Here is a 24,561-nt window from a genome sequence, read left to right on the forward strand (position 1 = left end):
TGGGAAGGATAAATAGATACATTATCCATCTCACCTCTCACATCTTCCATCAATATCTAGTTTCCTAGTTCTGACATGAATTTAATCCGCATCAGTTGAATTTCTTCGCGGGTATAATCGGTTTCACCCAATTCATTAAGCGCTTCATCTATAGAGTCGCTTTCGGCCGCCCTGAAATAATCAAAAACTTCATCCTGCCTATCATCATCAATCACTTCATCAATGAAATAGTTTAGGTTCAGTTTCGTACCAGAGTTTACAATCGATTCTACTTCTTTCAGAATTTCCTCGTAAGTGATGCCTTTCGAATCGGCAATATCTTCCAAGCCAATCTGTCTGTCGATATTTTGAATGATCGAAACCTTCATCTGTGATTTATTGGCCTGCGTTTTAATAATCAGGTCAATTGGACGTTCGATATCGTTATCCTCGACATATTTTTTAATCAATTCGATAAAAGGTGTCCCGAATTTCATTGCTTTACCCGAACCTACACCAGAAATCTGACGAAGCTCTTCCATCGTAATCGGGTAATGTGTACACATTTCCTCTAAGGACGGATCTTGAAAAACTACAAATGGTGGAACACTTTTTTGTTTCGCAATTTTTTTGCGTTGCTCTTTAAGCAAGGATAAAAGATGGGTATCTAAAGCGCCTGTGCCTTGTTTTACATCATCATCATCATCGTCAGCACCGTTCTCTATTGGTTCGTTTAAAATGAATTTAAGGCTATATGGATTAACAATAAAATCTCTTCCCTGCTTCGTTAACTTTAATAAGCCGTAATTATCAATATCCTTAAAAAGGTAATTGTTTAAAACAGCCTGGCGGATAATTGATTTCCACATTAACTCACCTTCTTCTTTACCAATTCCAAATTCAGGAAGCTTACTATGCTCGTATGCAATGGTTTGCGCCGTTTCTAAGCCTAAGAAAACGTTTAGCAAGTGCGCATCGTCGAATTTCTCTCCCGATTTCTCAATAAACTTTAATACGGTAGATAACTGACTTTCGGCATCAAATTGTTTTTTAGGCTTTTTGCAGTTATCGCACATGCAGTTACAGCCTGTTTCGTTAAAGTTTTCGCCGAAATAATGAAGAATCTGCTTACGACGGCAAACGCCAGATTCGGCATAATCGATCACTTCTTTTAAGATCTGTGTACCGATTTCTCTTTCAGAAACTGGCTTATCTTTCATAAACTTGGCCAGCTTATCTACATCTTTTTGAGCGTAGAAAGCAATGCATACACCTTCACCACCATCACGTCCGGCCCTACCAGTTTCCTGGTAATAACCCTCCATACTTTTAGGCACATCGTGGTGAATTACAAAGCGAACATCTGGTTTATCGATCCCCATACCAAAGGCAATGGTTGCCACGATCACCTCAGCATCTTCCATCAAAAACTTATCCTGCGTTTCGGCCCTAACCTTTGGATCTAAACCAGCATGATAAGGTAATGCACTGATTCCATTTAGGTTTAAAGCTTCGGCCACCTCTTCTACCTTTTTACGGCTAAGGCAATAGATAATACCTGATTTACCTGGATTAGATTTGATGTATTTAATAATCTCTTTGGTAATGTCTCTTTTAGGGCGGATCTCATAAAAGAGGTTAGGTCTGTTAAATGAAGATTTGAATAAGGTTGCCTCCATCATTCCGAGGTTCTTCATAATATCCTGTTGCACTTTTGGTGTAGCAGTTGCGGTTAGTGCAATAATGGGAATGTTATTCCCCAATCCTGCAATAACCTGTTTAATCTTACGGTATTCCGGCCTGAAATCGTGCCCCCATTCAGAGATACAATGCGCTTCATCAACAGCAACGAAAGAGATTTTAATCAGATTTAAAAATTCAATATTGTCTTGCTTCGCCAGAGATTCGGGCGCAACATACAATAATTTAGTCTGACCGCTTAAAAGGTCAGATTTAACTTGAGTAATTTCAGATTTGTTTAGGGATGAATTAAGAAAGTGAGCAATACTGTCATTTCCACCAAAAGCCCTTAATTGGTCTACCTGGTTTTTCATCAATGCAATTAGTGGAGAGATCACGATTGCTGTTCCTTCGCTCATTAAAGCGGGTAACTGATAGCAAATAGACTTCCCTCCGCCTGTTGGCATAATAACAAAAGTGTTATTGCCTTCTAAAATATTTGTAATGATCGACTCCTGATCACCCTTGAAATTATCAAACCCGAAGAAATTTTGTAGGTTATCAAATAACGACTTTTTCACGTCCATTTTGTGTAATAAAATATGCGATGCTATTTTTGTATCCAAAATAACATAATTTTACAAGAATTTCAAGTATTAACAGACAATTATTTTCTCTTTGAAAAGTAAAAAATCAATAATCCAATCAGCTGTAAGCACATTAGAGCTTGAAGCAGCAGCAATATTAAATGTTGCTAAGAATATTAACAGCGATTTTGAAAAGGTCGTATCAAGCATTTTACATGGCAAAGGACGGGTAATTGTTACAGGTATAGGAAAAAGTGCAATCATTGCACAAAAAATGGTGGCTACTTTTAATTCAACCGGTACACCTGCTATTTTTATGCACGCCGCAGATGCCATTCATGGTGATCTGGGGATGATCCAGGTGGATGATATTGTAATCTGCCTCTCTAAGAGTGGAAACACGCCAGAAATAAAAGTCCTTACTCCTTTGTTAAAAACATCTGGCAATCTTCTAATCGGGATGGTTGGTGAGCTGAATTCTTTTTTAGCCGAGCAAGCCGATTTGATTTTGAATACCTCTTTCGAAAAAGAAGCTTGTCCACATAATTTGGCCCCCACTACCAGTACAACGGCACAATTGGCATTGGGCGATGCCTTAGCGATTTGTTTATTGGAATGTAGAGATTTTAACGAATCTGATTTTGCAAAATATCACCCGGGAGGGTCCTTAGGAAAAAAATTATATTTAAAAGCCCGGGACCTGGCCTTATCTAATGAAAAGCCTGCCATACATCCATCCGCCCCAGTTAAAGATGTGTTGATAGAAATTAGTAAAAACCGTTTGGGTGCTGTTGTTGTTGTTGATAACGACGATAAGGTGCTTGGCATTATTACCGATGGTGATATTAGGAGGATGTTAGAAAATAACAATTCTATTGCAAACTTAAAAGCTGAAGATATTATGGGCAGAACGCCAAAGAGCATACAATTTGATGCTTTAGCTGTTGATGCCTTAGAGATTATTAAACAAAACAATATAACGCAGTTGTTAGTTCTGGAACAAAATACTTACTTTGGCATGATCCACTTACACGATCTTTTAAATGAAGGCATTGTGTAATTTTAACTTATAAAATGAATAAAAATTATTATGCATTAATTATGGCTGGTGGCGTCGGAAGTCGCTTTTGGCCAGTAAGCAGAACAGAATACCCAAAACAGTTTATCGATTTTTTTGGTGTTGGAAAAACGCTGATTCAAAGTACTTACGAAAGATTTCTAAAAATCTGTCCACCTGAAAATATATTTATCGTTACCAACGAAATTTATTCAGATTTAATTAAAGAACAATTACCGCAATTAACAGATAACCAGATTTTGGCCGAACCTTTAATGAGGAATACTGCCCCTTGTGTTGCTTACGGAAGCTTAAAAATTGCGGAGTTAAATCCGAATGCCACTATTGTGGTTGCACCTTCTGATCATACCATTGCCAATATTGATGGTTTTATCGAATCCATTCAACAATCCTTAGAGGCTGCATCTAAAAATGACTGTTTAATCACATTGGGTATTAAACCAAACCGCCCGGATACGGGTTATGGTTATATCCAGCACACAGATTATGTACTCAACACGGATACTGATCTGCATAAGGTTAAAACGTTTACAGAAAAGCCAAATTTAGAATTGGCAAAATCATTTTTGCAAAGCGGCGATTTCTTGTGGAATGCCGGGATATTTATCTGGTCGGCTAAAGCAATTTTAAACGCTTTCGAGAAACACCTGCCAGATATGTACGAAATATTTAATATTGGCAGGTCTGAATTGAATACTGAGGGAGAAAAAGCCTTTATCAATAATGCTTATTTCCAATGCACCAATATTTCAATTGATTTTGGAATTATGGAAAAAGCAGATAATGTTTATGTGCTTCCATCTGATTTTGGTTGGTCTGATTTAGGGACCTGGGCCTCTATTTATGAAATGGCTGATAAAGATTATGTAGGTAATGCTGTTATTCCTTCAGAGCAGGTATTGATGTTCGATTCATCGAACTGTATGGTAAATGTTCCGAAAGATAAATTGGTTGTCCTACAAGGGCTGCACGATTATATCGTGGTTGAAAACAATAATATGGCTCATGATCTGCCCAAGAAACGAAGAGCAAAGGGTTAAAGAGTTTGTAGCGGAAGTTAAATCCCGATTTGGCAACAAGTTTATTTAGAATGGATGAGGTAAGATGTAAAATGGATGATGTAGCATAGTTTTCATCATCCATCTTACATTTCCTACCTTACCTGTAATGGAAGATCCTGAAACATCCCTATAGCTACCGGGTTGCCCATGCAAATTGTAAAAATCAGTCGTCATTTCGACCGCAGTGGAGAAATCTTTGAACTATTCAAATAAACATAGTTCAAAGATTTCTCTCCCGAAAGTTCTGGGCTGCGCTCCAGTCGAAACATTTAACGCTATCGATAGCTTGGGAGATATATTCCTTGCACAAGCCTTTCACTATAAACCCGATAGCAGTGGATGCCGATTCTTTACCGAAAAATCGGCACTGAATCAGCATCGGCTGGAATGAATAGCGGGACTGCTAAACCCTATGGAATGCTGACATTCATTTCCAAAAACCTAAGCTAAAAACGTCAGTTATATATTGATTTTTATACAGTAAATTAACACTCAGGAGGACGAATCGAGGAATGATCTAGTTAAAATATTACATCCTCCATTTTACATCCCCTTTACATTAAACGGTTCTCTGCCTAACAGCTTCATATAAAATTACCCCGGCAGCTACCGAAACATTTAACGATTCGATTTTTCCAGCCATTGGTATTTTAGCTAAATGATCGGCTACCCTTAAAAGATCATTAGAAATCCCCTCATCTTCAGAGCCCATTACAATTGCTGTGGGCATGGTATAATCTGGGGCATAAATAAAATCACTGGTTTTTTCGGTACAAGCTACAATCTGAAGGCCACTTTCCTGTAGAAACAAGCAGGTTTTGTGCAGGTTGGCATGGCGGCAAATCGGAATGTTAAATAATGCACCAGCTGATGTTTTAATCGCATCAGCATTAATTTGCGCCGCATTTTTTAACGGAACAACTATAGCATGAACACCTACACAAGCGGCTGTACGTGCTATTGCACCCATATTGCGGACATCGGTCACGCTATCTAAAACCAAAATTAATGGAACTTCGCCCTTTTCGAAAACAGCTGGAATAATGTCTTCAATATTCTGATAGGTAATTGGAGAAATAACTGCAATTACGCCCTGATGATTTTTCTGCGACATGCGGTTCAGTTTCTCCACCGGAACCGAATTTAAAGGAATTAAAGTATCTTTTAGAAGGGCTTTTAACTCCAGAAAAAGCTCCCCGCCCAAACCGCGTTGCTGATAAATGGTTTCAATGTCTCTTCCTGCTTTAACGGCCTCTATTACGGCCCTGATACCGAATACAAACTCATTATTCTCTTTTGCTCGTTGCGGTCTTCTAAAATTATCCATGTTTTGAAATTGTTAGGCAAAAGTATTCAAATAAAATGTTTTAGCCCTAATCTATATCATTCTTATTAACATTAAATTGTTTAAAAATTTTTGCGATTATAAAATCCTAGAAAATTTAATCTGATTATGCTTCAATTTGTTAACAAACAGCTAGTAACTAATTCAAACAACCGCGTCAAAATTTAATTACTTTTGTGGAATGAGTATCGATAATGAACAAGGCGGAAAGAACAGTATGACTGCTAGAAAAAGCAGGTTAAGTAATACCATAAGTTCACAAGGGAAAATCCCTCCTCAGGCATTAGATCTTGAGGAAGCAGTTCTTGGGGCATTGATGCTCGAAAAAGATGCACTTTCTGCTGTAATTGATGTTTTAAAACCGGAGGTTTTTTATAACATTGCCCACCAGAAAATTTTTGAAGCGATTCATATTTTATTTCAAAAATCGCGACCGGTTGATATTTTAACCGTAACGGCTGAACTGCGAACATTAGGCACTTTAGAAATAGTTGGAGGTGCTTACTACATTACCAATTTAACCAATAGGGTTGCTTCGGCAGCGAATATTGAGTTTCATGCGCGTATTATTTCTCAGAAATATATTCAGCGTGAACTGATCAGAATCTCTACCGAAATTATTACAAATGCCTACGAAGATACGACTGATATTTTTGATCTTTTAGATCAGGCAGAAAAAGGACTTTTTGAAATCGCCCAGAATAACCTGCGTAGAGATACACAGAAAATGGACGATATTATTAAACAATCATTAGCCACACTTGAAGAGCTTCGTACTAAAACTGATGGTTTAACTGGTGTGCCAACAGGTTTTACAGGATTAGACAGGATAACCGGTGGTTGGCAAAAGCAGGATTTAGTCATTATTGCTGCACGTCCGGCGATGGGTAAAACGGCGTTCGTACTAACCTGTGCGAGAAATGCCACCGTCGATTTTGCAAAACCAACAGTAGTATTCTCATTAGAGATGTCGTCAGTTCAGTTAGTTAATCGTTTAATTTCTGGAGAAGCAGAAATTGAGCAGGAAAAAATCAGAAAAGGAAATTTACAGGAATGGGAATGGCAGCAGCTACACAGTAAAATTGGCCGTTTAACTGAAGCACCTCTATTAATTGATGATACACCTGCACTGAATATTTTCGAGTTCAGGGCAAAATGCCGAAGATTAAAATCACAATACGATATTCAATTGGTAATTGTCGATTACCTGCAGTTAATGCATGGTAAAGGCGAGGGAAAAGGCGGTGGTAACCGTGAGCAGGAAATTGGTAGCATTTCGAGGGCACTAAAATCTGTTGCAAAAGAACTTGATGTTCCAGTGCTGGCACTATCACAGTTAAGTCGTGCGGTAGAGAGCAGACCAGGTTTACAAGGAAAGCGGCCGATGTTATCCGATTTACGTGAATCGGGTTCAATTGAGCAGGATGCGGATATGGTATTGTTCTTGTATCGTCCTGAGTATTATGGTATTACTGAAGACGAGCAAGGGCGATCACAGGCTGGTATTGGCGAGGTTATTATTGCAAAACACCGTAACGGTGAAACCGGAATTGTACCACTTAAATTCATAGGTAAGTTTGTGAAGTTCGTGGATCTGGAAGATGATTTTAATGCACCACCAAATTCATTTGCTGCAGATCCATCCGCTGGCATGTACCCATCTCAGGATTTTGAAAAACAAAGCAATGTGATTATCCGTCCTTCAAAAATGGATGATTATAATGATGATGATCCACCGTTTTAGGAATAAGCAATCTAGCTGTTATTAGCAACAAAACTTATCTCATTTTTAGCATAAAGGTTTTTAGCTTTTTTGCCCTTCGACAAGCTACATTGACAGATTCCAGTACAAGGGTCGTCATCTCGACTGGAGTGCAACGGAATGGAGAGATCTTCGAAGCAAATTATTGAAATGAATTTAAAAGATTTCTCCACTATGGTCGAAATGACGATACTTTGAGACCGTTTATCTCCTTAAATTCACTGTTAATTATATTGTTTTTTATGCAATACTTATCCCTAAGTATGACAAAAAAGGATTTCAGCTGCAATAAAAGCTAAAAAATATGGTGACTGGCGCGAAAGACTAGCTTAACAGCAGGGAACCAACCAAATTAAACCCGATAGAACGAATGCTCCCGATTTAAGCACTGTATTTTTTGCTTTTTATTGTGTGCTTGCTTGTTTCACAGGTTTCATCGGAGCAGCAGTGAAAGCGGGACTGCACTAACCTACAGGGTTCTGCAATTGCTTTCCAAAATTTAACTATTTTTTATAAACTCGATTTGGAAATACTAAAATAAATACCCAATCAATATCCCCGCCAATACAATAACTGGCGGACTTACCCTGGTGAAATTAAGCAACAGAAAGGTAGCGATCATAATTCCTAAAAATACCCAGTTAAAGCCCATTGGTATTAAAAGGAGCACAAAAGCAGCAATAATAAAACCAACGCTAACGGCATTGATTCCGGAAAGGCTATGACGGATTCGAGAGATCTTTTTTAAATCATCCCAAAATGGTACAATAAATAAAACGAGGATTAGTCCCGGTAAGTTGATGCCGATCACCCCGATTAGTCCTCCTAAAATTTGGCCCCATAATCCGTATCCAAAATTCTTCATACTTAATGCGCCTAAATAGCTGGTAAAAGAAAATGTTGGGCCAGGTAGTGCTTGCTGTAATGCAAAACCAGATAAAAATCCTGATGAAGGCAAATAGTGCTTCATCTCTACAAATTCCGTAAACATTAAGGGAACAAGTACTTGCCCACCTCCAAAAACCAATATCCCGTTACGGTAAAAGTTTTCGAGTAAACGAATGGGTAGACTAAAAGGCGATGTCCTGTTGATGATCGCCCCTACTAAAGCAAACAGCAGTAATGCACCAATAAAATAAACCAGTTTCCGTGGGTTGATATTCGAAAAAAGTTTAACCCTTAATTCTGTCTCTTCTTTTGGTGTTTCTATGGCTGAAGAGATCATTCCGCCTATCAATATTGATAATGGAAACACATAGGCATTTCTTAAAACTAATGTAGCAATAACTGAGGCAATGGCCAGAAATATGGAAACCTGCGAGGATAATACTTTTTTACCAAGTTTCCATGCCCCGTAAGCTACAATACCGAGTGCAATTGGTTGGATATATTCTAAAATGTCATTAAACTTTTGTTTCTGATCGAGCAAAGCATAACTGATTGCCGCAAAGGTCATTACAGTTGCTGTAGGTAAAATCCAGATCAGGAAAGTAATAATGGCCAGTTTAAGTTTGCCAACTTTCCAGGCTATCCCAACCAGTGTTTGGGTAGATGCTGGTCCAGGGAGTACCTGCGCCAGTGCATTTAACTCTAAAAGTTCTTCTTCAGAGATAAATTTAGTGCTCTGAACAAAGTATTTAAGCAGCAGCGCCAGGTGTGCCTGTGCACCTCCAAATGAAGTAAATGTAAAAAAGATTACGTTTCTAATAAATAACCACTGTTTTTTTGCAGCTATAGGTTTTGTTTGCATTAGCTCAGAACTGAAAATTGATAACCGTTAACTGAACTAATCCTCGTCATAATCTAATCCAGCCGCCGTATTATATGCACCCTGTAATTCAGAAAAAGCATGCATGTCTCTTTTGTTGCGTGCTACCTGCATTCCCTTCTGATAAATGGCGATTGCCTTTTCTTTTTGATCGTCTTTTTCCAATAATTTACCCAAATGGTAATAGGTGCCAACATAATCGGGATGTTTATCCGTTAATTGAAGGTAAAAAGAATAAGCCTTTTCCTTATCATTTTGTGCGTTATACTCTGTGGCTAAGGCATATAGTATAAAAGGATCGTTGGGATCACTTTCTAAAAATTCTAATAACTTGATTAAACGGGTTGATGACATTTTATTTCCTTGCTTTTTTAATTAAATTTGCAGAAAGACCTTATATAATAAACATATAACATATGAAATTATCATGAGCTAAAAATTCAGCTTGATAAGTCATAGCAATAAAAACCACTATTAACATATGAAAATATTAGTTTGTATCAGTAATGTGCCAGACACAACGACAAAAATAACTTTTACTAATGATAATACCGAATTCAATACGGCGGGAGTGCAATATATTGTTAATCCGTATGATGAAATCGCTTTATCACGGGCAATTGAGTTAACCGAAGGTGGTAAAGGAACGGTAACGGTTATTAATGTAGGCGAAGCAGGTAACGACCCGACCATTAGAAAAGCGCTTGCAATTGGTGCAGATGATGCCGTTAGGGTGAATGCGGCACCGAGAGATGCTTATTTCGTGGCAAAACAGATTGCAGAATATGCAAAAGATAAAGATTTTAATCTAATTTTAACTGGTCGCGAGTCTATCGATTACAACGGTAACCAGGTTGCCGCTATGGTTGGCGAATTTTTAGATATCCCTTCAGTATCTATTATCAAAAAATTAGATGTTGATGGTGATACAGCAACAATTGAACGAGAAATTGAAGGTGGTAAAGAAGTGTTAACGGTTTCCGGTAAATTTGTAGCCAGTTGTGCTGAAGGCGTAGCAGAGCCAAAAATCCCGAATATGCGCGGTATCATGAGCGCCAGAACAAAACCATTGGTTGTGGTAGATGCTGTTGCTATTGAAGAAGTAACCAAAGTAACCAAATACGAAACCCCTGCTCCTCGTGGAACGGTAAAGTTAATTCCAGCCGATCAAACAGAACAGTTGATCAGCTTGTTACATAGCGAAGCCAAAGTAATTTAGTTGGCAGCTAGAAGTTTTCAGTCACCAAATAAAGAGATAATAAATAGAATTAATTTCATTATAAAATAAGGGTCCTCTTTAGGGGATATAGGGGTAAATATATGTCAGTATTAGTATATGTAGAACAAGCTGAGGGAAAATTTAAGAAATCTGTATTTGAAGCCGTATCTTATGCCAAAGCCATTGCCGATCAACAATCAACTAATTTAACCGCAATTTCTATAGGCGATGTGGCCGACAGCGAATTAAAGGAATTAGGTAAATACGGCGCATCAAAAGTATTAAATGTAAATACCGATCAATTAAAAACCTTTGTAAATCAGGCTTATGCGAGCGTTATTGCTGCAGCGGCAGAAAAAGAAGGTGCCGATATTGTTGTTCTGTCTAACTCTTTCTCTGGTAAAGGTTTAGCGCCGCGTATTGCAGTAAAGCTTAAAGCTGGTTTAGCTGACGGTGCTGTAGAATTACCAAGCACTGATGGCAAATTTTCGGTTAAGAAAACTGCCTTCTCTGGTAAAGCATTCGCCATTACCGAATTAACATCGGCCAATAAAGTAATTGCCTTAAACCCAAATGCATTTGGTGTTAAAGAAAATGTTGCAGATGCGGCAATAGAAACCTTCGCAGCCGATATTAAACAATCAGACCTGGGTACTGTTATTAAGGAGATTGTTAGGGCAACTGATAAAGTTTCGTTACCGGATGCAGAATTAGTAGTTTCGGCCGGCAGAGGTTTAAAAGGACCAGAAAATTGGGGAATGATCGAAGAATTAGCTGGCTTATTAGGAGCAGCTACAGCATGTTCTAAACCAGTATCGGATGCAGACTGGAGGCCACACTCAGAACACGTTGGTCAAACTGGTATTGCCATTAGTCCTAACCTTTATATTGCTATCGGTATTTCTGGCGCTATCCAGCATTTGGCTGGTGTGAGCTCATCAAAAGTGATTGTTGTAATTAACAAAGATCCGGAAGCTCCATTCTTTAAAGTGGCCGATTATGGTATTGTTGGCGATGCTTTTGAGGTTGTGCCAAAATTAATTGAAGCATTAAAAGCACATAAAGGATAATTTTTGTCATCCTGAGCCTGTCGAAGGATTAAATTAAATGTTTCGACAAGCTCAACATGACATCGACAAATATGAAAAAAGTTAAATTAGATATTGTAGGTTTATCTTACAGCCAGACTCAATCTGGTGCTTATGCCCTTGTTTTAGGAGAAGTAAATGGACGCCGACGCTTACCGATTATTATTGGTGCATTTGAAGCGCAGGCCATTGCCATAGAAATTGAGAAAATGACTCCTAGTAGGCCATTAACACATGATTTATTCAAATCAATGGCTGATACTTTTCATATCAATATTCAGGAAATTATTATTTACAATCTGGTGGATGGTGTTTTTTATGCCAAGCTGATCTGCAGCGATGGTAAAAATACACATGAAGTTGACGCCCGGACATCTGATGCTATTGCTTTAGCGGTTCGGTTTAATGCCATGATTTATACTTATGAGTTTATTTTGGCTTCTGCAGGAATTGTGATAGAAGGTAATGACTTTCTTTTTCTCGAAAATATGGATTCTATTGCAAAAGAGCCAGAAGCCGATAGTGTACCAACATCAACCAGCCAACAGGGCTTTGGTGATTTAACATTAGAAGAACTTCAACAAAAATTACAGGAAGCTATTGCTGAAGAGGCCTATGAAAAGGCCGCGCGGTTAAGAGATGAGCTTAACAAACGGGGAACCTCTTAATTTTTCTTAAAAAGTATTCATTCATTCAAAATTCCTTCGAATTTTTACTAAAATCTCTAAATAAAAAGCTAAATTCTAAGATGAACCAAATTGTTTAAAATAATTTAGGTTCATTTTGGATTATCATTCAAAATAGTTCTATATTCAGCTTTTACTTTCAATAATTCAAACTAAACTATTATTATGAACGTTAAGTTTCGCTTAACTATAATGAGTTTCATGCAATTCTTTGTATGGGCTGCCTGGTTGATTACGATTGCAAATTATTGGTTCGGAACCAAACAATGGGACGGCGCAGATTTTGGGGTAATTTTCTCTACAATGGGCATTGCATCGCTATTTATGCCAACTATAACAGGTATTCTTGCTGATAAATGGATCAATGCAGAAAAGTTATATGCTATTTTACATATCCTTTATGCTGCTACGATGTTTTATTTGCCCCAGGTAGAAAGTCCGCATAGTTTTTTTTGGGTAATGCTGGTAGCCATGTGCTTTTATATGCCAACCATAGCATTAAGTAATTCTATTAGTTACACAACTTTAAAGAATGGCAATTTCGATGTGGTGAAAGATTTCCCACCCATCCGCGTTTGGGGAACCGTAGGGTTTATTGTAGCCATGTGGATTACCAACTTAACAGGCAATAAAGCAAGTGCAAATCAGTTTTACATTGCAGGTATCAGTGCCTTATTATTAGGTGTATATTCTTTTACACTCCCGGCATGTAAGCCTTTGAATTTAATCAGTGAGAAAAAAACATTTGCACAAAAACTTGGCTTAGAATCATTCAGGCTGTTTGCTGATTATAAAATGGCTCTATTTTTCATCTTTTCTATGTTTTTAGGGGCAGCATTACAATTAACAAATGCTTATGGTGATGTTTTTTTAGATGAATTTAAATTATTCCCGGTTTTTGCCGAATCTTTTGTAATCCGCTATTCTACTATCATTTTATCCATTTCTCAAATATCAGAAACGCTGTTTATTTTGGCTATTCCATTCTTTTTGAAACGGTTTGGGATTAAATGGGTAATTGCAATTGCCATGTTTGCCTGGGTATTGCGTTTCGGCTTATTTGCTTTTGGCGATCCCTCTACCAATTTATGGATGATCATCACCTCTTGTATTGTATACGGTATGGCATTCGATTTCTTTAATATTTCGGGATCACTGTTTGTAGAAACTTCAACTACTCCAAAAACGCGTTCATCAGCCCAGGGTTTATTTATGATGATGACTAATGGTTTCGGAGCGGTGTTTGGAAGTTTAGTATCAGGCTGGATGATTAATAAATATTTTACTACCTATTATAGCAGTATCGATTCGTTATCTAAATATGTAAAGAGCGAAGCCGATAATAAACATTTGCTTCAATTTTTGAAAAACAAAGGAATTAGTGTATTAGAGAATGGAAATTTAAGTAGGGCATTAGATGTAAAAGACTGGCACAATATCTGGCTATCTTTCACCATCTATGTTTTAGTTATTGCGATAGTTTTTGTAATCATATTTAAACACAAACATACCCGAGCAGAAGTAGAAGCCATTAACCATTTATAATTTCGATTTATCCCCATGTCAGCTGGTAAGTACAGAAAAGAACACAACTGCCTAAACTGTGGCGCTCATGTTGAGAAACATTATTGTAGCGACTGCGGTCAACCAAATTTAGAATTAAAAGAAAGTTTCTGGGCTTTTATCAGTCATAGTATTGCACATTACTTTCATTTCGACAATAAATTTTTTCAAACCCTCTCTCCTCTTTTAACAAAACCTGGTCAGGTTACACTCGATTACTTAGCTGGCAAAAGAGCCAGGTATATCAATCCGGTGAGCATGTACATCTTCGTGTCTATTGTATACTTTTTGGTGGTGTATTCGCCAAAACATGTAGAAAAAAACGCTCATGAATCAATTAAGGTTGAAAGAGAAAAAGATGAAAATGTTACGGATAGTGTTAACAAAGCACTTATGCTTCCAGGAGTACCTAAAGCTATTGCAAATAGAACTGCAAAATCGCTGAATAAGGTCATAAAAACAAAAGACTTTAAAAGGCTTGGTTTTGCAGATCAGGAAGCAGAATTAAAAAGGCTTGAAGTAGAAAATACTTCACTTAAATCAGATTCAATTAATGACCTTATAGAAGATTTTAATGACATCCATATTGAAAGAAACGACAGTACTTATGCTGCTTACCTGGTAAGACAAAAGAAATTACCACTTATTGAGCAGGATAATTGGTATGAGCGCATGATTAAAAAAAGAGCGATTAATATTGGCGAAAAATCTGAAGTCATTCAAGAGACACTGGAACACAACAGACCAAAACAATACTTTTTGTTAATGCCTTTATTGGCGCTTTTTATTATGTGGAATTTCAGGAAAAATCATATTTATTATTTAAATCACCTGATTTTTGCCATCCATGGCATGACTGCCTATTTTATTGTTCAAATTTTTACCGATCCATTAATTAAACATGTTTTTGGTAAGGGTACCATTGTTACCAATATTATTGAACTTGGCGTTGTAGTTTGGATCTGCTGGTATATGTATAATGCTTTAAAAGTATTTTACCAGCGGAAACGCTGGAGCATTATTTTTAAAATGTTTTGGATCATCGTAATGTATTGGATAGCTTTTAATGTATCAGAAGTGATCATGGTAAACCTGATTTATTACGTGGCTACTTAAACTGGTATAAGAAAGATCGTCATTTCGAGCGAAGTGCAACGCAGTCGAGAAATCTATTATTAGATCTCTCCATTTCGCTTCGCTCCAGTCGAGATGACGATCAGTCGATAAAAAATAACCCCATAAAAAAACCACCCGATACTATCGGGTGGTTTTTTTATGCTTAATGAAATTATTTTCTGTCTTTAAGCTCAACAAATTCTCTATCCGTTTCACCTACATAAATCTGACGTGGACGACCTATCGGTTCTTTGTTTTCGTGCATTTCTTTCCATTGTGCAATCCATCCTGGTAAACGGCCTAAAGCAAATAGAACGGTAAACATTTCAGATGGGAAGCCTAATGCGCGGTAAATAATACCTGAATAGAAATCCACATTTGGATATAACTTACGATCAATGAAGTATTGATCAGTTAAAGCTGCTTCTTCTAATTTTTTAGCAATTTCTAAAATCGGGTCATCAATACCTAAGTTTTCTAAGATATCATCGCATGCTTTTTTAATGATTTTAGCTCTTGGATCGAAGTTTTTGTAAACCCTATGTCCAAAACCCATCATGCGGAACGAATCGTTTTTATCTTTTGCTTTATTAATCCACTTCTCTGTATCACCACCATCAGCTTTAATCAATTCAAGCATGTCGATAACAGCCTGATTGGCACCACCATGTAGCGGGCCCCAGAGTGCAGCAATACCTGCAGCAATTGAAGCATATAAATTACAGTCAGACGAACCTACAATACGTACGGTAGATGCTGAACAATTTTGCTCGTGATCTGCATGCAGAATAAGCAATTTATTCATGGCATTAACCACGATCGGATTTACATCGTAATCTTCTGTTCGCTGTCCAAAGGTCATCCAAAGAAAATTGGTTACATAATCATATTTATTTTTTGGATAAATAAGTGGATGACCTAATGATTTTTTATAAACGAAAGAAACAATGGTTGGAAATTTAGCCAAAAGTTTAATGATGGTTAAATCTTGTTCTTCTGCGGTTTGATTTGGCTTTAAACACTCAGGATAAAATGTAGATAATGAGAAGATTAATGAGCCCAACTGACCCATTGGATGAGATCTTGATGGATAACCATCAAAAAATTTCTTCATATCTTCATGGATCAAAGTATGCTTACTGATATCAGCCTGTAAATCTTCCAATTGTTTTTGTGTTGGAAGGTCACCGTAAATAATCAGATAAATCACTTCCAGAAAACTCGATTTTGCGGCAAGCTCTTCGATGGAATATCCTCTATATTTTAAAATGCCTTTTTCACCATCTAAAAAAGTGATTTTACTTTTGGTAGAACCAGTATTTTTAAAACCAGTATCTAAAGTTACGAAGCCCGTAAGATCTCTTAATTTCGAAATATCAATGGCCTTTTCATCTTCTGTTCCTGTAATTACTGGCAATTCTACTGTCTTACCATCAACTTTTATCTCTGCAATATCTGACATATTATTGTATTGTGTTTATAGCTTCTAAATTATATAAAATTAATATACATGCATAACAAATCTGTTAAATTAATATGAATAATTGGTCAAAATGACGTAACAATCATGCTTAATTAAATCAGATTTAAAACCTTATTTTGCTTTAATCTCTTCAGCAACCCTGCCGCATTCTAACATTTCGTTACCATAATAGGGATTTTTAATTTCCTTTTCGGTTGATAACCAATCACCACCGTTTCCTTTGTTAGCCATTGGGCAATGTTGAACATAGATTGTGCCTTTTTCTATTTCTGCATTTTTAAGTAAAGCAATTAAATCAGCACTTAAAACGGTAAAATCTTTTCGTTGTGAAACCAGATTACTGCTCGTAGCAATTTTTCCGGCAATATCGGCGGTAGGTTCGCAACCTTCGTAGGCAGCTAAACTATTTTTTAATACAGCAGCAGATTTTTGTGTAGCTACAGCATCAGATTTTACCAGTGCATTTTTTAAATCTACATATTGTGTAAATATGGCCAGCTTCCTTTCATCTTTTATCGAAACCTCATTTTTAACCGATACAGAATCTGTTTTTGCTGAGTCTTTTGCTTCTGATGATTTTTTATCAGCCTGATTGCAGGCCATTAATGCGGTGATTATTGCTATTCCGAATATTCTTTTCATTGCATTTGGTTTTCGGCTCAAAATAGCAATTAAAATGGTAAATAAATAAAAAAGTCCCGATTTTCATCGGGACTTTAAAATTATATGATGTTCTAATTATAATTTAAAATTATAAGCCAACCTCAGGTTAAATTGTCCGGTTTTCATGAAGTAAAGATCAGAAGCGCTATTGTTTACATAACCTTCATATTTCACGCCAAGATCAAGTCCGTTTTTCCATTCATAACCTAAACCACCGGTATAAATAAAGTTCATGTTGGCGCCATCTTTGATGGCCAAACCTGAACCAAGTTCAGTAGCCAGGTACATTCTTTCGATCGGGAATACCCTAACACCACCTAATAAAGGAATAAATTCGAATTTAAGCGGGCTGCCTTTCCATTTTAAACGGGTATAACCACCAGAAGCTGTTAAGGCTACGAAAGGGCTTAAATCATACTGAAGTTTTACATCTGCACCATAACCATAATCCATTTCAGATTTGTCTGGAAATAATCCGCCATTTACGCCAACACCAATTTTAAAAGCCATACCGCTTCCGGTTGTCATTGGTTCGGTAGTGCCCATTGTTTGTGCTTTTAAGTTTAAAGTGGTTAAAGTGGCAAGGGCCGTTAATGTCATTGCAAAAAGTTTAGTAACTGTTTTCATTTTTAGATATTTTAATTTATTAATTAAGGGTTTAGTTTATATACGTTAAAATATCTATTGTGGATTTTCAGGTTTTCATTTTTTTCAGAATGTTATGAAATAAAAAAGCCCCGACTAAAAGTCGGGGCTCCAGATATTATATGTGATTAAGCTTACAAGCTAAATCCGTATGCTAAACGTAAACCAACATATCCTGTGCTAGTTCCGCTCTGAGCTAAACCTTCATATTTAAGACCTAAATCTAAACCGTTACTCCATGCGTAACCAACAGCTGGTGAATACACAAAAGAAGTTTTGCTACCTTCGTTTGTACCGAAACCAGCACCCAATTCTGCTAAACCATAAATTCCAGAACCAGATTCATTGAAAAAGTATTTAACACCAGCTTTTACAGGGATATATCCAAAATCAGCATAATCAACACCAGTATTGCCAATTTCTTTACCTAAAAAACGAGTATAACCAGCAGTAACCGGAATTGATAATTGTTTATCGATATCAAATTGATAACGTAAATCTGCACCAAGCGCCACGCTATATGCATCGCTTGTTGGTATACCACCAATAATTCCTATTCCTAATTTTTGAGAAGATTGCGCATTAGCATTTGTAGTAAAGAATAAAGCCACGACAGCTGCTGAAGTAGCAATGATTTTAGTAATTGTTTTCATTATAAAAATTGTTTTTGAGTTAAACTATATGCATCTCCATATACAAAGGTTGTGCCAAAAGGGCTTTTTTGATGCTATTTAGCCTTAATCCAACGTTAATATGACCAATAAAAATTAAATTTTAAATAAGTGAAACCTTTTCAACTATCAACTGTTTTAGTAGGTTTGCCGGTGCTGATGCATTGAGCCAAATGATTCCGATATTGTCCTTTTCCATTTTTCTGAAAAAGGTATTTTGCCGTTTGGCATATTGGCAAATGGCAGTTCCAAGTTTCAGCTTTAGCTCATCAAAAGTGAATAGGCCATCCAGATAGTTGACGATAAATTTATATTCCAATCCGTAAAAAACTAATATTTCTTTATTAATGCCCTCTTTAAGTAATTGTGCTACCTCCTCAATTAAGCCGGCTTTGAATCTTTCGTTCAGTCTCGTTATGATTTTAGCTCTGGTCACTTCTACTTCGTTCTTCAATCCAAAAATAACCGGTTTAATTTCGGGCCGCTCTGCAGTTTCCAGTGTATTATGTTTTAAATATTCGGCTATTTCTAATGCACGGATTAATCTCTTTTTAGAAGATAGATCAACATGATCCATGTTTTGGTTTTTATCACGCTGTAATTTTGAAATTAACGCCTCTTTCGATAATAAATTTAGTTGATCTCTTAACAGTTGATTTACCGGAATAGCTGTAAAAGTTTGATTTTGCAACAGGCTGTGGATATACATTCCTGTTCCGCCACAAAGGATAGGTATTTTGTTTTTTTGTGTTATAGATTCAAAGGCTTGATAGAAGTCGTTTTTAAAAGCGTCTACATGATAACGTTCGCCAGGTTCTAAAATATCAATTAAATGGTAAGGAATTGTTTTTCCATTTATATGGTACTCCTGCAAATCTTTACCGGTACCAATATCCATTCGTTTAAATATCTGACGGCTATCGGCACTAATAATTTCTCCATTTAAAGCATCCGCTACGCTTACCGCCAGCTTAGTTTTGCCAGAGGCAGTTGCCCCTAAAATAATGATGAGATTATGCTGATCCATTAAAATTTAAGAATAAACTTTAAACTTCCTGTATTAAACACCTCCTGTGCAAAAACCTGATGGTCTTTTTTAAGCTGACGATTCAGATTTTCATCCAGCACGTAAATCTGTGGTTCCAAAACTGCGGTATGCTTAAAACCTAATTTGATATAGGCCTCTCCTGCCGACCAGTCACGATCTGCATAAGTCATCAGGTCATTAGGTTTATATGTTTCAGCAAAAAAGGAAATCAGTTTACTGAGCCCCCCGGTAATGGAATAACCTGCTTTAACCGCAAACCTGATCAATTCTGCCGATCTATAATTTTCGGTATGATTCATTTTGCGTAGTGCCGAAAAAGTAGCAACAGCAACGAGTTCATCTTTTTCAAATAAACCAATTTTATAGCGGCTACTTACTGATCCCTGCAAGTGATTTTCAATCAAAAAAGAATCAGAAACTGGTTTAGTAATTTTGAATACTTTAGTTTTTCTACCGTGAATACGGATATTTTTGCCAAGCAAAGATTTTATTCTCCCTAAAACCTGATCTGGTTTTGATTGCCACAGGTCTTCCCAAAGGTGAATGAGTTTAGTGCCTTCCTGATGATGTTTTTCTTGCAGCGCAATGAGATCCTGGGAGGTGAATTTATTGTTTAAACTTACCAGGTGTATAACTAATTGATGATCAACTCGTAATAACCGAAATTTATCCTCTGAAACAAAAATGCATCCAATTTTGTGATTAGCAAGCGCTAAACACAATTGATGATGCCAGTTACAATCAGGAATTAAATTATTCAATCAGCAGAAGGTTATTCAGAATAAATTATCTGCTGCAAATTTAACCATCAGATTGTTAAATCCATTCTTTTTCTTTAAAGTTAGTATGGATAATTTCTACTAAAGTTTCTACTTCCTTTAATTTGGCATCATCGAGGGCCGAAATTTTAAAACCTGCTTTGTTTTGACCAAAATCGCTTAAATTATGATTTGTTGTAGAAAACTCATCGGTATTGATTTTAACTTCTACTGCGTTCCCATTAATATAAACACCCGTAAAAAAGCGCTCCGTTACTTTTTCACCGTTTAAGGCTATATTTTTTTCGCTGTAAAGATCATATCCGCTCTCCGAATTTTCGTGTACCGTATATCCGCGGGTGGCGTAGGGCTGTATTCCGGCCCGAATGGTCTGAAAAATTTCAACAAGATCAGTTTTCATATTGCATTTGATTTTAGAATTAAACACTACAATACAATTATTGTTTAGTTTTATTCTTCAAGCCACCAGTTTTCTGTAGGCAAATATTCATTTAAAATTATTGTTTCACCTAATTTTGGAGTAACCAAAGGAAGCTGCTTTGCTGCTGCCGCTACAACGACTCTTTTAACAGGCTCGTTCCAGGGGTGCATGGCTAAGCTAAATTTACCCCAATGCACCGGCATTAAAACTTTTGCTTTTAAATCGATTGCGGCCTGCACTGTTTCTTCGGGAAACATATGGATGTACGGCCAATAGGCGTTGTACTGCCCACACTCAAGCAAGGCTAAATCAAAAGGGCCAAACTCCTCACCTATTTTAGCGAAGTGTGTATCGTAGCCAGAATCACCTCCTAAAAATAGTTGGCAGTTTGCGGTTTTCAATACAAAGGCGGACCAGAGGGTTTGATTCCTTTTAAACTTCCGCCCGGTAAAATGTCTGGCAGGTACAGCTGTTAACTGCAAGCTATTAAACAATGTTAGCGATTCGTTCCAGTACAGTTCATTTATCTTTTCTGTCTTAATGCCCCACCGCTCAAGATGTGAGCCCACTCCCAGCGAAGTAACAATACTTTTAACTTGTGGCGCGATTTTTAAAATACTATGATAATCCAGGTGATCATAATGATCGTGTGTGATGATCAAGACATCAATATTTTTAAATTCTTCTGCTTTTACCACATCTGTACCTAAAAAAGCCTTACTTCCTATAAATGAAAATGGAGATGGGGTTTTGCTAAAGACCGGATCAACCAGAATCCTTAAGTCATCTATTTTGATCAGGTAAGACGAGTGTCCAAACCAGATAATTTCAGGGGCATTGCTTTTGGGGCTTCCGTTTAGGTTAGGTGTAATAAAAGGAAGTGTCTGATCTGGAGCCTTATTAGGATGTTTTTCGAAAAAAAATGCTTTTAAAATCTTAAAAAAACTTACGCCTTCAGGCTGCATTAATGTTATCGACTCATTTTGCAAAGCACCATCACGATAGTTAGCCAGGTGGTGGATTTTTTCCAATCGTAATCCCTTTGGCAAACGGCCAAAAACCGGAAGGTTCGTGATAATGAAGAAGGCGATTACGAGAGAAAGTAAAATGTATACAGCTATCATTTATAAAATTAATAATAACCAAAGTAGAAATATGATTTTAAAAAAGAAGCCTGAGTTAGATATATGACGAATGGATTACTTCTTACAGCCTTAAATAGCAATGCTTCAACTATATGAGGCTTTGCTGTAAAAAATCAAAATAATTAGAATAAGACGCTGCTTTATTTGGAACATGCATAAATTTTATACCTTTGAAAAGGGTTAAACATATAGCTTAGATAACTTTTGTACCTGCTTGCAGGAAAATAACCCAATTTGGCGGGGAGTGGTACGAACACTTCTCGTCTTTTTTGTTTAAATGATGTTGTATCATAATATAGAATTGTCATCCTGAGCCTGTCGAAGGACCTGTTTAAATGCCCCAAAAAGCGTTTCGACAAGCTCAACGTGACAAATTCGAATGGAATCACAACTTATGATACAGTCTCACTTTTTGTTAATCATCGGGGGGCATTTTTATAATTGTATATCATTTTTTAAGGGACTAAAATTGCTTTCTGTTTATAATTTTTCTATAATTATTTTTTAGAACGTAGCGCCGTTAGCTTTTCCGAAAGTATCGATATTTATATAGCAGAGGAAAGAAATGAGGGAAAAAAACAGCGCAAACGTTTGATTAATTTTGTATTATTACATATTGAAGAAATTTAATGTAGTTTAGCACTCAGAATGCAGTCGAAACCAACAACCATCAAAGAAATAGCCAGAATTTTAAACATTTCTCCATCCAGTGTTTCCCGGGGATTGCACGATCATCCGAGCATTGGAGCGGTAACCAGGGAGAAAATTAAGCAGCTGGCGAAGTCGCTAAACTATGAGCCTAATAATGCGGCAATTCTTTTTCAAAAAGGGAAAACATACACTATTGGCGTAATTTTACCGGAGTTATCAGAACACTTTTTCTCCATCGCTATTTCTGCAATTGAAGATGAAGCCATTAAGAAAAATTATACGGTTATTTTTGCGCAGTCGCACGATAATTATGAGCAGGAAGTAAAGCTCGTTGAAAAAATGAAAAATCAACGTGTAGATGGTTTATTGGTATCCATCAGTAAAGACACTTCAAAGTTTGATCATTTCGAAAAACTGAATTCATTTAATATACCAGTTGTATTTTTTGATCGGATACCACCTTTCAAAAACGTACATTATGTGGCATGTAGCTTAGAAAGTGCAACAGTTAAGGCTGTGAACTATCTTTTGAAAAAAGGACACAGAAGTATTGGAATGATTAATGGGCCAAGTACCTTGTACGCCAGTGAGGAACGCAAGGATGGCTATATGCAGGCGATTACTTTTAACCGTTTAAAATTTGATCCATCGTTGGTGGTAAACTGTGATTTAACCGAGGAAGGTACTATCGACGCTGCCAATCAATTTATAAATCATAAGCGTAAACCTACGGCAATTGTGGCCTTTAACGATTATGTAGCACTCTTTTTGATCAAGTATTTCAAAAAGCTGAATGTAATTAATGATTTTGACATTGTGAGTTACGCAAATCTACCTATTATCAGCTACTTAGATAATTCGCCTGTAGCTTCAGTAGAGCAATATCCATATTTGCAGGGACAAAAAGCCGCCAATATCCTGTTAGATCTTATTCATAGCCCTAATTCTGAGAACCAGGCTTATTATAACACCATAGTAGAATCTGATTTGATTGTAAACGAGGTAAAAGAGTAAACAAACGTTTGCGCTGAATTTTTAGCTTTTGTTTAAACTTCCTGGTAAAATATTGTACTGCTTTTTAAAAGCAGTGATAAAATGTTGTGCGTTTTTATAGCCTACAAGGAAGGCAACTTCATTCACCGTTTTCTTTTCCTTGGATAGAAAATAATGGGCTTTTTCCATCCTGATCTTATAGAGATATCCAAATACAGTGTGCCCAATTAGTTCCTTAAAACCTTTTTTAAGCTTATAATCATTAATTCCAACCCGACGCGATAGCTCCATTAACGAATTCGGATTTTGTAAATCGAACTCCACCAATTGTTTAGCCAACAGAATTTTTTCTATATCCTCCTTTTTTAAAACGAGTGTTTGTTTTTCTAGTTTTTGATTAAAATAAGCGATAATCAATTCAAATATCCTTGCTTCCAGGAATAGACGCTTTACTCTACCCTCGTGTTTAGGGTAAATCATTTGCTGCAGTATCAACCCGATTTCCGGGCTGATGGACTTTTGGATTTCGGCTTTGATATCATTAGCAAGTTCTCCTCCTGTTACCTGGCGAAAATAAGCTTCTGTGAGCTGTATATAAAGGCACCTGGTTTTCACTGTTATATTAAATTTGATCGAATTAACCCTACCTATATTAAAATCCTGCTCGTTTTTAATCAGTGATAAAAAATTATCCTGTCGATAATCATAACAATAATTAATTGAACCGCTCAGACAAAATAGAAAGCCAATGTGTTGCTGAGAAGATTCAAAGCAAAAATTCTCCTCCTGATGCGGATGGATCTCCATAATGCTAATATGGATGCCCTTAAACCACTTTTCTTTTATGTGGTATTTTACACCCTCCTTTTCCAATGTTACAACGGCCTCGTTTACATCTTTAATGCTATCAAAATTATCAGGATAGGTATTCTTACAAACAATATTTCCTTTTGGATAGGTGGAGAGTTTAATTTTCATCTGTATATATAATTGTTAAAGCCATCATGATTTTATTCATCCCGTTTTGTGTTTTGAAAATCATGATGGGTTCCATATTCATTTAATCCGTTAAGCGGTATTAATTATCCGTTTAACGTTATCTGTTTTTTATGATTATCTACAAATTTGCA

At 36.7% G+C, this 24,561-nt stretch carries 21 protein-coding genes and 1 pseudogene; 9 read left to right on the forward strand and 13 right to left on the reverse strand.

Annotation, left to right across the window (positions count from 1 at the left end; translation table 11 throughout):
- Window positions 1-56 precede the first annotated feature (56 nt).
- Window positions 57-2,246: a DNA helicase RecQ gene (gene recQ / locus QF042_RS13595; RefSeq protein ID WP_307533293.1), complete on the reverse strand. Its 2,190-nt coding sequence runs from the start codon at window positions 2,244-2,246 to the stop codon at window positions 57-59.
- Window positions 2,247-2,337: 91 nt separating this feature from the next.
- On the opposite strand from recQ, the gene QF042_RS13600 reads away from it, so the two are divergent.
- Complete coding sequence (locus QF042_RS13600; protein WP_307529225.1) at window positions 2,338-3,306, forward strand: SIS domain-containing protein; 969 nt, start codon at window positions 2,338-2,340, stop codon at window positions 3,304-3,306.
- A 14-nt stretch (window positions 3,307-3,320) separates the two neighbouring features.
- Window positions 3,321-4,413, forward strand: a pseudogene (locus tag QF042_RS13605) (mannose-1-phosphate guanylyltransferase).
- Between the two features lie 531 nt (window positions 4,414-4,944).
- Here QF042_RS13605 and rlmB read toward each other — a convergent pair.
- Window positions 4,945-5,712, reverse strand: coding sequence for a 23S rRNA (guanosine(2251)-2'-O)-methyltransferase RlmB (rlmB, locus tag QF042_RS13610; protein ID WP_307529227.1), 768 nt, complete (start codon window positions 5,710-5,712; stop codon window positions 4,945-4,947).
- A 199-nt stretch (window positions 5,713-5,911) separates the two neighbouring features.
- On the opposite strand from rlmB, the gene dnaB reads away from it, so the two are divergent.
- Window positions 5,912-7,474 carry a replicative DNA helicase gene (dnaB, locus tag QF042_RS13615; RefSeq protein WP_131532207.1) on the forward strand — a complete coding sequence of 521 codons (1,563 nt, stop codon included), beginning with the start codon at window positions 5,912-5,914 and terminating at the stop codon, window positions 7,472-7,474.
- A gap of 550 nt (window positions 7,475-8,024) precedes the next feature.
- Here dnaB and chrA read toward each other — a convergent pair.
- Together chrA and QF042_RS13625 are read right to left on the reverse strand one after the other, a co-directional pair.
- Window positions 8,025-9,242, reverse strand: coding sequence for a chromate efflux transporter (chrA, locus tag QF042_RS13620; protein WP_307529231.1), 1,218 nt, complete (start codon window positions 9,240-9,242; stop codon window positions 8,025-8,027).
- Window positions 9,243-9,278: 36 nt separating this feature from the next.
- Complete coding sequence (locus QF042_RS13625; RefSeq protein ID WP_307529232.1) at window positions 9,279-9,614, reverse strand: tetratricopeptide repeat protein; 336 nt, start codon at window positions 9,612-9,614, stop codon at window positions 9,279-9,281.
- A 127-nt stretch (window positions 9,615-9,741) separates the two neighbouring features.
- Between QF042_RS13625 and QF042_RS13630 the strand changes: the two genes are divergently transcribed.
- The 5 genes from QF042_RS13630 to QF042_RS13650 all read left to right on the forward strand — a co-directional run bounded on the left by QF042_RS13630 (window position 9,742) and on the right by QF042_RS13650 (window position 14,932).
- Complete coding sequence (locus QF042_RS13630) at window positions 9,742-10,479, forward strand: electron transfer flavoprotein subunit beta/FixA family protein (RefSeq protein WP_307529234.1); 738 nt, start codon at window positions 9,742-9,744, stop codon at window positions 10,477-10,479.
- A 101-nt stretch (window positions 10,480-10,580) separates the two neighbouring features.
- Complete coding sequence (locus QF042_RS13635; protein WP_307529236.1) at window positions 10,581-11,549, forward strand: electron transfer flavoprotein subunit alpha/FixB family protein; 969 nt, start codon at window positions 10,581-10,583, stop codon at window positions 11,547-11,549.
- A 71-nt stretch (window positions 11,550-11,620) separates the two neighbouring features.
- Window positions 11,621-12,235: a bifunctional nuclease family protein gene (locus tag QF042_RS13640; RefSeq protein ID WP_116249859.1), complete on the forward strand. Its 615-nt coding sequence runs from the start codon at window positions 11,621-11,623 to the stop codon at window positions 12,233-12,235.
- A 183-nt stretch (window positions 12,236-12,418) separates the two neighbouring features.
- Window positions 12,419-13,798, forward strand: a complete 1,380-nt coding sequence (locus tag QF042_RS13645; protein WP_307529239.1) for a nucleoside permease — start codon at window positions 12,419-12,421, stop codon at window positions 13,796-13,798.
- A gap of 15 nt (window positions 13,799-13,813) precedes the next feature.
- Window positions 13,814-14,932, forward strand: a complete 1,119-nt coding sequence (locus tag QF042_RS13650) for a DUF3667 domain-containing protein (protein WP_307529241.1) — start codon at window positions 13,814-13,816, stop codon at window positions 14,930-14,932.
- 172 nt (window positions 14,933-15,104) lie between these two features.
- On the opposite strand, the gene QF042_RS13655 is transcribed toward QF042_RS13650, so the two are convergent.
- From QF042_RS13655 to QF042_RS13690, 8 genes are all read right to left on the reverse strand, one after another.
- Window positions 15,105-16,394 carry a citrate synthase gene (locus QF042_RS13655; protein WP_307529243.1) on the reverse strand — a complete coding sequence of 430 codons (1,290 nt, stop codon included), beginning with the start codon at window positions 16,392-16,394 and terminating at the stop codon, window positions 15,105-15,107.
- A gap of 132 nt (window positions 16,395-16,526) precedes the next feature.
- Window positions 16,527-17,057 carry a DUF3347 domain-containing protein gene (locus QF042_RS13660; protein ID WP_307529245.1) on the reverse strand — a complete coding sequence of 177 codons (531 nt, stop codon included), beginning with the start codon at window positions 17,055-17,057 and terminating at the stop codon, window positions 16,527-16,529.
- Between the two features lie 96 nt (window positions 17,058-17,153).
- Window positions 17,154-17,705, reverse strand: coding sequence for a hypothetical protein (locus tag QF042_RS13665; RefSeq protein ID WP_307529247.1), 552 nt, complete (start codon window positions 17,703-17,705; stop codon window positions 17,154-17,156).
- A gap of 152 nt (window positions 17,706-17,857) precedes the next feature.
- A complete protein-coding gene (locus QF042_RS13670) occupies window positions 17,858-18,376 on the reverse strand; it encodes a hypothetical protein (RefSeq protein ID WP_307529249.1) in 519 nt (172 codons plus the stop codon).
- A 121-nt stretch (window positions 18,377-18,497) separates the two neighbouring features.
- Entirely contained in the window at window positions 18,498-19,421 is a 924-nt protein-coding gene (gene miaA, locus QF042_RS13675) for a tRNA (adenosine(37)-N6)-dimethylallyltransferase MiaA (RefSeq protein ID WP_307529251.1), read from the reverse strand.
- Window positions 19,421-20,203, reverse strand: coding sequence for a hypothetical protein (locus QF042_RS13680; RefSeq protein ID WP_307529253.1), 783 nt, complete (start codon window positions 20,201-20,203; stop codon window positions 19,421-19,423). Before QF042_RS13680 ends, miaA begins: the two co-directional genes overlap by 1 nt.
- A gap of 55 nt (window positions 20,204-20,258) precedes the next feature.
- On the reverse strand, window positions 20,259-20,621 hold the full coding sequence (locus QF042_RS13685; RefSeq protein ID WP_307529254.1) for a hypothetical protein: 363 nt from the start codon (window positions 20,619-20,621) through the stop codon (window positions 20,259-20,261).
- A 50-nt stretch (window positions 20,622-20,671) separates the two neighbouring features.
- The gene (locus QF042_RS13690; protein ID WP_307529256.1) at window positions 20,672-21,766 is read right to left on the reverse strand and encodes an MBL fold metallo-hydrolase; all 1,095 of its coding nucleotides are present in this window, start codon (window positions 21,764-21,766) and stop codon (window positions 20,672-20,674) included.
- Window positions 21,767-22,435: 669 nt separating this feature from the next.
- On the opposite strand from QF042_RS13690, the gene QF042_RS13695 reads away from it, so the two are divergent.
- Entirely contained in the window at window positions 22,436-23,452 is a 1,017-nt protein-coding gene (locus tag QF042_RS13695; protein WP_307529258.1) for a LacI family DNA-binding transcriptional regulator, read from the forward strand.
- Between the two features lie 21 nt (window positions 23,453-23,473).
- On the opposite strand, the gene QF042_RS13700 is transcribed toward QF042_RS13695, so the two are convergent.
- Entirely contained in the window at window positions 23,474-24,409 is a 936-nt protein-coding gene (locus QF042_RS13700; protein ID WP_307529260.1) for an AraC family transcriptional regulator, read from the reverse strand.
- Between the last annotated feature and the right edge of the window lie 152 nt (window positions 24,410-24,561).

It is taken from the genome of Pedobacter sp. W3I1, from assembly GCF_030816015.1.
Lineage (GTDB): Bacteria > Bacteroidota > Bacteroidia > Sphingobacteriales > Sphingobacteriaceae > Pedobacter.